This window comes from Pelomonas dachongensis (assembly GCF_043555865.1).
Lineage (GTDB): Bacteria > Pseudomonadota > Gammaproteobacteria > Burkholderiales > Burkholderiaceae_C > Pelomonas > Pelomonas dachongensis.
In genome coordinates, this window is sequence record NZ_JBIGHY010000002.1 from 113,218 (window position 1) to 123,521 (window position 10,304).

The 10,304-nt window shown below is 70.0% G+C and carries 5 protein-coding genes; 1 reads left to right on the forward strand and 4 read right to left on the reverse strand.

Annotation, left to right across the window (positions count from 1 at the left end):
• The first annotated feature begins 172 nt into the window (after window positions 1-172).
• The gene (locus ACG02S_RS05275) at window positions 173-1,183 is read left to right on the forward strand and encodes a sigma-54 interaction domain-containing protein (protein WP_394469395.1); all 1,011 of its coding nucleotides are present in this window, start codon (window positions 173-175) and stop codon (window positions 1,181-1,183) included.
• A 55-nt stretch (window positions 1,184-1,238) separates the two neighbouring features.
• Here the strand turns inward: ACG02S_RS05275 and ACG02S_RS05280 are convergent, their stop codons facing one another.
• From ACG02S_RS05280 to ACG02S_RS05295, 4 genes are all read right to left on the reverse strand, one after another.
• The gene (locus ACG02S_RS05280) at window positions 1,239-1,832 is read right to left on the reverse strand and encodes a hypothetical protein (protein WP_394469396.1); all 594 of its coding nucleotides are present in this window, start codon (window positions 1,830-1,832) and stop codon (window positions 1,239-1,241) included.
• A gap of 6 nt (window positions 1,833-1,838) precedes the next feature.
• Complete coding sequence (locus ACG02S_RS05285) at window positions 1,839-6,620, reverse strand: hypothetical protein (protein WP_394469397.1); 4,782 nt, start codon at window positions 6,618-6,620, stop codon at window positions 1,839-1,841.
• A 147-nt stretch (window positions 6,621-6,767) separates the two neighbouring features.
• Complete coding sequence (locus ACG02S_RS05290; RefSeq protein ID WP_394469398.1) at window positions 6,768-8,711, reverse strand: ATP-binding protein; 1,944 nt, start codon at window positions 8,709-8,711, stop codon at window positions 6,768-6,770.
• Window positions 8,704-10,302 (reverse strand): hypothetical protein, encoded by a 1,599-nt coding sequence (locus ACG02S_RS05295; protein ID WP_394469399.1) that lies wholly within the window; start codon window positions 10,300-10,302, stop codon window positions 8,704-8,706. The genes ACG02S_RS05290 and ACG02S_RS05295 overlap by 8 nt, the downstream gene beginning before the upstream one ends.
• Window positions 10,303-10,304 lie beyond the last annotated feature (2 nt).

Here is a 10,304-nt window from a genome sequence, read left to right on the forward strand (position 1 = left end):
GCCGTCCTTACAAATGAGGGAGTGGTTCCGGCTCCTCCCACAGAAGCAGTCTTGACTTGGCAACGTCTTCCGTTAGCCTCGTTTGAGCGCCTGTCGACCGGCTTCGAATCGGACTGGGTGGCCCCTGTCAATCGATCGAAGTTGCGCAACGCTGCGCACACGGAGGTGCTCCATGCCCAACGAAACGCGCGCGGCTGCCGTTCCCGCTGTTCCTGCAATTCGCGGCCTGATCTACGTCAGCGAGGCCTGTGCTCGCGTGGCGGCCAAGCTGCCCGTGATCGCCAATTGCAATGCCAACGTGCTGATCAGCGGCGAGACGGGCACGGGCAAAGAGGTCTGCGCGCGCGCGGTGCACTACCTGTCAGACCGTGCCTCGCGCCCGTGGGTCGCTGTCAACTGCGGGGCTCTGCCGACCGAGCTGGTCGAGAACGAGCTGTTCGGCCATGCCAAGGGTGCCTACACGACCGCGCACGCCGCCAATGCCGGCCTCGTGCGGCAGGCCGAGGGCGGCACGCTGTTCCTCGACGAGGTCGACTCGCTGCCCCTGCCGGCGCAGACCAAGCTGCTGCGCTTTCTCCAAGAGCACGAGTACCGGCCGGTGGGCTCGGCGACACTGGTGCGTGCCGATGTGCGCGTCATCGCCGCCAGCAATGGCGACCTGCAGAGTGCCATCCGCAACGGGCAGTTCCGCCAGGACCTGTTCTTCCGCCTGAACGTGCTCAGCGTGACACTGCCGGCACTGCGTGAGCGGCGCGTCGACATCCCGGTGCTGGCCCAGCACTTCGTCCGTGAGTTCGCACGCGAGTACGGCAAGCCCGTTGCACAGCTGACAGCGGGCGCGCTGCAGTTGCTGCTGCAGCACGACTGGCCTGGCAACGTGCGCGAGCTGCGCCACGTCATCGAACGCGGGGTGCTGCTCAGCGGCGGTGTCGAGCTGGATGTGATGGACATCGACATCGACGGCGTGGACAAGCTCGCGCCCGTGCCTGCGGAATCGTTCAACGCCGCCAAGCGCCGCGTCGTGGGTCGTTTCGAGCGCGGCTACATCGAGCAATTGCTCAGCGCTCATGGTGGCAACGTCACTCACGCTGCACAGGCCGCGCGCAAGGACCGCCGCGCCTTCTTCGAGCTGATCCGCAAGCACGGCATTGACCCGCAGCGGTTTCGCAGCCCGGCGGTCTGAGGCGCGGCGGGCCAACTGGGTGCCTGCTGCGCAATGCAGCAGACGTTTCACTGGCCTATCGTGAGCCGCCTTGCAATGCTTGCACGACGTGCTTCAGCATCGCCTGGACGCCCTTGTCGGTTTCATGGGGTAGCGCCGCCTTCAGAACATCCGAATGGGCCGTCGCGCCGGCAAGGTGTGCGGCCATCACCGCGTCCTCACGACGCAGGGCGTCTGGGCTGGCGAGCGCCGAGATGAGGAGCTCGCGGAGGTCTCCTGCCAGCCTGGGATCATGGGTCAGCGCCAGGCGTGACAAAGCCCCTCGTCGCCATGGAGCCGATTGCTCGCGCAGGGCTTCATAGTCCAGCACCGGCAGCTGTTCTCGCAGCGCCATGAGCACGGTTTCGCGCACCCGTGCATCCGCGACCTCCACCGCCAGCCAGCACGCCGGCATATCGGTGTCCAGCATCAGCCGGACGTGATTGCCAGCATCCTGATCGTCAACCCATGCGATCTCCGCGAGCGATGCCGTCGCCTGACGGCGACCGGCGGGTGCGAGGTTAGGACCGTCTGCGGCAAGCAGGCCGACCAACGCCTCATCGACAAGGTCTTCCAAATCCGATGCGGTGCAACGGTCATCGCAGGCAAGCAGGAGATTGATGGCAGCCATGATTGCTCAGGATCGGTAGGTCTTCAGGAAAATGATGAGCTTCTGCACAAGCGCCTGTGTGAGCCGGATGAGCACCGTGCGATCTGCTGGTAACGCGCCGGCCTGGGCATTGAACCAGGCTTCAAAGGCCGCGGCCACGCCTTGTGCCGCGCCACCAGCCTTGGTGAGTATGGAGCGGTCGGCGCTGACCAAGTGACGCAGTTGCTTGAAGATATGACCGATGCTCTCTCGCCGCGCTTCGGTGGCTTTACCGATCTTCTCCAGGTCGGAGGCTGACCGCCGGGTGTGGTCTGCATGATGGTCATCGCGGTGCGCGGCGACTGACGACTTGTCCGCCGACATCGGATTCGCCTTGCCTGCCAGCACCTCCTCAGCGCCTTTGATGACGCCTTCCTGATGCAGCGTGGAAGCGAGGTCCATGGCCGGCATCATGCCGCTCTTGCGTGCGCGCTCCACGGAGCCCAACGCGTCGAAGAACTTTCGTTGCTCGGCGCTGAGTGCCGAGATGGGCACATCCTTCAGTCGACCGTCAGCAATCATGTTGGCGTACTTCACTGGCAGGTTGCCCATGCCCGGCACCGAGCGAACGAAGGCGGTGTTCAGCGAAGCGTGATCCCGCCACCACAGGTCGGTGCCTTGCGCGGTTGTGGTGGTGGCCGAAGCTTTGTCCTGGCGAGACGATTCGCCGCTTGCGCGCGCCTGTTGTCCTGCATCGCGTTTGGCGCGAAGGTCGGCGATCTGCTGGGTGTCGGCGTTTGCCGGCATGTGGTGCAGCCCGGCTTCCGCACCCTGTTCTTCGCTCTTTCGAGATTGATCGTAGCGACGCAAATAGGCCGTCTCCGCCTTGACGAGGATGGGCTCCAGCATGGCACCCAAGACCGCGTTGTCCACGGTGTCCAGGGTGACTTCCGGGCTCGCTCGCGCTACGACGGCCTTGCCCTTGAGTGACAGGGATTTCAGCCCATTCGTCAGGCCCAGGAAGCCCAGCCGAGCCATCAGCCAGAAACGCCCGATGCCTTTGGACAGCAAGGCATCGACCTTGGGCCGCACTCTGGCGATGGCCGCCTCGCGCTTCTTGCGGCGCTCCTCCTCCTTGTCCTTTGTCCGCTGGCTCGGATCCTTCTTCTTGCCAGCATTCTTCGCATCCTTCTTCGCCTTGCGCCTGGCCCGCCAGTCCGTGAACTTCTTCTTCGCCTTTCTGACCGCACCGCCGATCTTCCTGGCGATCTTCTTCAGAGCGCCGCCCACCTTCTTCATGGCCGCCTTGACCTTGGCCATGATCTTCTGGGCGATGGCCTTGACCTTGCTGCCGACCTTGGACGCCGGCCCGCGCAGCTTCTTCAGCAGCCAGTTGGCGACGAAGTCGATGACGACGATGGCGGCGGAGGCCAGCAGTTCGGCGAACTGCGGCCCCGCACCGCCGGCCTTCACGGCCTTCAAGAAAGACACGAACTTGCCCAGCGCCGCAATGATGCGCTGCACCGTGCCCCAGGCGGCCTGCAGCCCTTCGATGATGGCCATCACGGCGCCGGCGGCCGGCACGATCATCGCCACGACCTTCTCGACCAGCAGCTGGATCAGCGCGGAGGGAATCGCCGCCTTCAAGGCCTCGAAGGCCATGTGGCCCACCTCCTTCACGGTGATGCCGCCCTTCTTGAGGACGTTCCAGATGGTCATACCCACGCCCAGCACTTCCTCCAGCTTGTCGTTGAACCATCCCTTCACGGCCGTCTTGAACGACTTCCATAGGTGGTTCTTCACGCCGTCCATGACGGCTGCGCCGAGATTGCTGATCCAGCCGCCCGGGTTGGCCGCGATGTCCTTGATGAGTACGACGAAGGTACCCACCAGGTCCGCCACCGCCTTGGCGAACTTGATGGCGCCGTCTACCACGGCCTTGGCCGCGTCAAGCACCATGAACATGGCCTTCTTGTAGGCATCGAGCAGGAACTCGAACGCCTTGCCCAGCAAGTCCAGCAGTTTCGTGATGCCCTTCTTCAACGCGTCGGCCAGCCGGTTCACCGCGTCCTCGGCCGCCTTCACCCGGTTCTCGATGAAGCGCCGCCATTTCTTCTTCAGCCCCGGGAACGCCGCCAGCAGCACTTCGCCCAGCAGGATCAGCGCCGCGCCCACCGCCTTGATGACCGCCACGATGGCCTTGCGCGCGGCCTCGATTACGGCGACCGCCAGCTTCTTGGCGGCGTCGATGACCGTGCGAACCAGCTTCTTGGCCGCGTCGAAGATGGCCGTGAGACCCTGCTTGAGTGCATTGAAGAACGACGCCACCTTGCTGGACAGCCAGCCGAACACGCCGGTCGATTCCTGCTTGGCCTCGGCCTTTCTGGTGGCTGCTGCCTGCTCGGCTTGGGCCTTCTCCTCGCCCGCCTGGCGGTCGCCGTCCTCGATGTGCTTCGTCGCCTCCGCATCGGCCTTGGCCTGCTCGGCCGTGACCTGCTCGTTGCCCTTGGCGACTTCCTTGCCGGCCTTGTCGTTGGCGGTCTTGATTTCCCGACCCTGCTCGGCCGTCCAGTCGGCCCGGGCCTTGGCCACCTCGCCGCGCGCACCCGCCTTCTCGGCGGCCTGCTGGGCCAGGTTGTCGTCCTTCAGTCGCGCCATCTCCTGGTCGTTCTTGGTCCTTTCCTCTGAAACCTTGGCCTGGTGCTCGCCCTTCTTGGCTGCCATCTCGGCCTGCGCGTGCGCCATTGCGGCGCTGACCTCGGGGCCTTTCTTCTCCCTGGCGATGATGCCGATGCCCTCTTCGGCCGCAGCCGCATCGGCCGCCCCCTTGCCGGCACCGCCGCCGGTGTCGGCCACCGTCGGCCCCTTGAGAACTTCCTTGGGCCGCGTCACGCGGATAGCGTTCTCACCGGCGGGCTTGGCGGCATCGACGCTGCCCTGCGCCCGCTGCGCGGCTGCGGTGCGGTCGAGTTCGGCCTTCTGCTGGTCCACCGCCGCCGGGTCCGCGTCGCCTTGCAACTGCACCTGCGGCGGCGCACCCGCCGACACATTCAGCCCCGGGTCGGTGGTGGGCATCTCGTCCACCGCGCCCTGCACCCGCGCGCCGTCTTCCTCCGAGACCTTGCCGCCCTCGCCCGCCGTGACGCTGGGCGCCACCAGGCGCTCGCTGGGCGCCGGCCCGGCCTCGGGTGTCGCCTCGGGCTGCGGTGTTTCCGGCGACGCGCCGGCCTCGACGGCGGCTGGGGCGTCACCAGCTTCGACGCTTTCATCCGTCTGCACGCAGCTGGCCGGCGCGCCGTCGGCGCCGACCTCGGCCTGCGGGATTTGATCCTGCAGCGCCGTGGCTTCCTCGCCCGCCGTGCGGTCGATGGCGCTGCCGACGCCGGCCAATGCCGCGCCGGCCTGCACCGGGCTCAGCGACGCCGCGGTGCCCAGGCCGGCTGCCGGGTCCTGTGCAGCGGTGTCCAGTGGCGGGCTGTCTTCCACGGCGCCCGCACCTCCTCCAGCCCCGGCACCGCCACCCGCGGCGCCTCCTCCGCCCCCTTCACCACCGCCGCCGACGCTCTCGCCCAGGTCCGCAACGCCCGCGCCCTTCTCGGCGGCACTCAGCTCGCCGGCCTCTGCCGCCCCGCCGCCGCCCGCGTCGGCTTGCTGTTCGACCTGATCATGCGCGTGGGCCTCGCTGTCGCTCTCGGCAACGCGCTGGGTGTCCGCTTGCGCCTCGCTGGCCTCGCGGCCGGCCTGCTCGCGGTGCAGGGCTTCGGGGTCCGCCGTCCGGGTCGCGCCGGCCGCGTTGTCGGCTTCTGCCGGCTTGAGCACTTCGGCGGCCTCAGGTGCCGCCCCGCCGCCACTGGCCTCGGCGCCCGACATGGCGGCCTGGGACGCGGCGGACTCGCCGCCGGCCGGCTCCGTGTCACCCGCGCTTTCATTCGCGCCTGCACCCGCGCTTTCACCTGCTGCCGTTGACGACTGCGGCTCGGCCTCGGCCTCCTCCGACGCTGCCGCCGGGTCGGCATGCGCCATCTTTTCCTCGGTCTTCTCCTGCGCGGCCTCCGCGGGTCCGGCCTCCGGCCCTGACGGGGTGGACTCGGCTGCGGCTTCTGCACTTTCACCGCCGCCTGAATCCCCACCGGTCGCACCGCCACCGCCTCCACCACCCGGCGCTGCGCCAGCTGTCGCTGCGGCGCCGCCGGCCGCCGGCGTTGCTCCGTCGTTGCCGGTGGCAGTGGCCCGATCGGCAACGGCCTCGTTGGCGATCTGCTGATTCGGCTGATCCGCCGCGCCTGCGCCCTTCGCTTTGGCGTCGTTGTGGAGGCCGCTCGTGTCGAGCTTGGGGTCGGGCTTCAGGTCGGCCTTTGCGCCGGCAACCTGCGCCCTACCACCCGCCTCGGTGGCTGAAGCGGCATCTCTCGCCGCCTGCTTGCCGGCCGGGGCGCCCGGTTTCTCGTTTGTCTTGCCCACCGACTTGAAGTCGGCCGGCTTCGCAGGCCTGAGATCCTGCAGATCGGCCTGCTTGCCCGGCGCCATGGCCTTCGGTCCGGCCGGATCGACCTGCGCCGGCTGGGCAGCCGTGCCGTCGTCCGTCCCAGCCGGCAGCGCCTTCGACGCGGGGCCGGCACCCGGGGCCAACAACGCCTGCGCCGGCGCTGCCGCACGCGATGCCTGCGGCAGCGAGTTCTCGGCGACTCCCGCTGCCGTCCCGCTCTGCAGGTAACGTGGCAGGATGCTCCGCCCGGCGGCGTCGGCCGCGAAAGGCGCGCCCTGCGGCGACGCCTTAAAGCCTGCCGTCGCCTGGCCAGCCTCGCTGGCCGCGCCTGCGGCAGACGGCATGGCGTTTTGCCCCGTCGGCCCCGTCTGCGGTGTGGCAACCGCCGGCGCCGCAGGTTCAGCCCCCGCCACAGGCACAGGCACCGGCGGCACACGCCGGCGGGCGTCTGTGGCGGTAGCGCGGGTGGTGTGGAACACGGCCGCCTCAGCTCAGAGGCTGTCCGGCGCGCGCTGCCCGAGCTTGCGGTACTCCAGCGCCAGCGCTTCGCGCAGGTCGTCGACCGACAGCGCGGGGGGGGCGCTGACCTCCTGCGCGCGCTGCCGCGCCAGCAGGGCCGCCGTCAGCACGGCGTTGCGGATGTGCCCGCCGGGCAGGTCCACCAACGCGGCGATTGCGCTCATGGCGGCGGTGTCCACCTGCGGCGTCTCGCCCAGATGCAGCGACCACAGCGTGCGGCGCTCGGCCACATCCGGCAGCGGGAACTGCACCACCGCATCGAGCCGGCGCAGAAAGGCGTCGTCGAAGCGGGCCTTGCTGTTGGACGTCAGCACCGCCACGCCGTGGAAGGTCTCCAGCCGCTGCAGCAGGTAGTTGGTCTGCATGTTGGCGTAGCGGTCGTTGGCCTGCTTGACGTCGGTGCGGGCGCCGAATAGCGAGTCGGCCTCATCGAACAGCAGCACCGCGTCCAGGTGCTCGGCGCGCGACAGCAGCTGCCCCAGGTTCTTCTCGGTCTCGCCGATGTACTTGCTGACGACTGCGGCCAGGTCCACGCGCACCAGCGGCCGCGCGAGGCGGTCGGCCAGCCATTGGGCGGCCAGTGTCTTGCCGGTGCCCGACGCGCCGATGAACAACGCCTTCACACCCGGGCTCAGACGGCCGTTCAGCAACGGGCCCAGCTGCTCACCCGCATCGGCGCGCGCCATGCAGCGCGTCAGCAGCAGGCCCAGCTCGCGGTGCACCTCTGGCGGACCGACCCAGGCATCGGCGGGGATGCGGTCGGCCGACACCTGCGCCCAGGCGCACAGGCTGCGCGCGCTGGCGCGCACCGCCGCCTCGATGGCGGCATGGGCGCGGCCATCGTGCGCCTGCGCGGCGGCCTGTGCCAGCACCGAGATGCCGCAACGCGAGCGCGCGACGGCCTCGCGGTCAGGCGCCGCCAGGCCATCGACTTCGGTCTCGCGCAGGCTGGCCCACAGCGCCAGCCGGTCGTGGGCATCCGGCTGGCTCAGCTCGAACTCGTGCAGGGGCAGCGCCGATTCGAACGCGATGTCGGTGCCGGCCAGCACGATCAACGAGCCTGACCCCTGCTGCAGCTGCGGCACCGCCGCCGTGCCCCCGGGCGCGGCCGGGGCCTGCCACACCGGTAGGCCGCGCGCGACGATCAGCGCTGGCACCACCCCTTCGCGGGCGGCGACGGCAGCGAGAGACTCGGCATACGCGTCATGCCCCTCCAGCTCGAACGCACGGCGGCCCACGGCGTCCGCCAGGCACGCCGCCATGCCGCGCAGTTCGCCCGCATCAGCGCCGCGCAACACCACCGTGCACGCGCCCGTCATCACTGCTGCCAGCCGCCCCACGGCCTGCGCCCAGGCCGCCGGCACCGGCCACGGCGGTGCGGCCAACGGGCGCAAACGCAGCTGCCCCCCTAGCGCCACCCCGTGGTTGGCCGGCTCGGGGGATGCCAGCCAGGCGACGATGGCCGTCGGCATCTGCACAGTGCGGGCATGCGCCAGTTGCTGGGCGTCTGCCCACTGCAGCAGCCCACTCGCCAGCGCTGTGCCTTGCAGCAGTCGGCTCATGGCAGTGGCCTGCGCCAGCGGCTCCTCGTCGATGCACGCGGCGAGGCTGGCGACGAGGCCCAGGCTCGGGCGGGCCGGCCCGATGCGGTGCGCATTGCCTTGCAGCAGCGAGACCGAGGCAGCCAGTCGGGCGTCCAGCTCCACCCACAGCGCCAGCGCGATGGCGGTCTGCTCGACGATGTCCAGCCCCAGCGCGTCGACCAGTGGCGCCAGCCGGGCCTCGTCGACGACGGGCCGCGTGGCCGGGTCGCGCAGACATTGCGCGTCAGGGTGGTCTCGCTGGTCGGCTGGCAGCGCGGCAGCCATGGCCGCCAGCAGCCGGGCGTGCAGCGACAACGACGCACGCTTATCCATGCGCGCTCCGCGTGGGCAGCAGGCGCGCATCGATGAAATGCAGGCTGACGATGCGCCCCAGCCAAGGCACCCAGCCCGGGTCGGCATCCAGGCCGAGGCGGCGCAGGCGCAGGTCGACGTCGTCCAGTGCGTAGATCACGTCGATGTGGGTCGGCGTGGCGCTGACCCACGCGGGGCGACACACCAGCTCGGCGAGGTCCATGCGCGCGTGGCGGCGCAGCGTGCGCCGCAGGCGCAGCGTCCACAGCCGCGTGGCGGGAAGTGGCCCCGCGTCCGCGTCGAACCAGTCACGTTGCGGATCGTCGCCACCCGCGTTGGCGATGGCCAGGCAGTCCAGCAGCAGCCCGACCACGAAGCGAGGACGCTCGGCAGCCTCCAGGCGTTCCAGCCAGCGCGGGAAGCGAAGCGCCATGAGCACGTTCAGCGCCAGCATCAGCCCGCCGCAGCGTGTGAATGCCGCGTCGGCCAGCCAGGGCCAGCACGACGGGGCACGGATGTGCACGGCCCCGGCGTGTGCACCCGGGCGTGCCGGCGACGGCAGGTCGCACGCCACTTGGCGGGCCGTGGGTGACGCGTGCGAGGGGGGCGCCGCCGCCGGTGCGGCGGGCTGCGCCCGTCCAGTCGCGGGCATGAAGGCATCGAACAGGCGCTGCGGGCTGTCTGCGGCACGCGCCTGCGGCCCGTCAAGGTCCTCCGGGCTTGGCTTCGGTTCTTCCGCTTCGACCGTGCGGGCTGCGCTCCCGGCCACGGCAAGACCCGCGCCCGCGGCGGTCGAGCCAACCAGCGCCTGCACCTCATCCATCGACGGGCGCCGGCGCAGTTCGGGCTTCAGCCACAGCGCCGCCAACAGCAACGCGGCCCCCTGCCCCAGCGGCGCGCAGGCCGCCAGCCGGCAAGCCACCGGATGCTGGCCTTGACGCAGACGACCGCTGGTGATCCGAGCGGCGGCCCTGTCGGTCGGCGACGTCGTGCCTGCCACGGGCACCGGCGCGGTCAGCGCCTGCAGCAGCGGCGGCTGTGAGTCGGGCGGCAGCGCCCGAAACAGCGCCGCCAGCGCCGTGTCCGACCAACGTCTGAACGCATCCAAGAGCTCAGGCGCGCTGTCCCGCAGCGCGGCCGCCATCACTCGCGCGGTGCCGGAGTCAACTTGCGTCGGGCCAGGCGTTTTTAACTCGGGCAAGGCCGCCGGCCAGAACCATGCGGCCGGCGCTTGGCCGCTCGCCAGCCGGGCCAGCCAGGCCATGCGCGCCTCGAACCGCGACACGAAGAACACCGCCTCGGCCGACGCTGCCGAGGTGTGCAGCGCCGGCACCGCGTGCAGCGCCAGCGCCCGCCAGGCCGACTCCAGCGCCCGCGCGACCGACGCCGGGCTGGCGCGGGGTGGCAGGTCCAGAATCCGCAGCCGGCGCACCAACACCAGTCGCCCGGCGTCGCCGAAGTCAGCCGTGTTCAGCGCGTCTTCCACCGCCAGGCGCAGCTGTTGCGCATCGTCGGCACAGGCTGGCAGCAGCGTCGCGTGACCCACGATGCGCGTGTGCCGACCAGCATCCACGGCCTGCCGGGCACGCGCGAGGGCAGACGCCGTGGTCATGG

Excerpts from the sequence above, each read along its gene's own strand:
- ACG02S_RS05275 (WP_394469395.1), top strand. The coding sequence starts at position 173 with ATGCCCAACGAAACGCGCGCGGCTGCCGTTCCCGCTGTTCCTGCAATT.
- ACG02S_RS05280 (WP_394469396.1), bottom strand. The coding sequence starts at position 1,832 with ATGGCTGCCATCAATCTCCTGCTTGCCTGCGATGACCGTTGCACCGCA.
- ACG02S_RS05285 (WP_394469397.1), bottom strand. The coding sequence starts at position 6,620 with ATGCCGTCTGCCGCAGGCGCGGCCAGCGAGGCTGGCCAGGCGACGGCA.
- ACG02S_RS05290 (WP_394469398.1), bottom strand. The coding sequence starts at position 8,711 with ATGGATAAGCGTGCGTCGTTGTCGCTGCACGCCCGGCTGCTGGCGGCC.
- ACG02S_RS05295 (WP_394469399.1), bottom strand. The coding sequence starts at position 10,302 with ATGACCACGGCGTCTGCCCTCGCGCGTGCCCGGCAGGCCGTGGATGCT.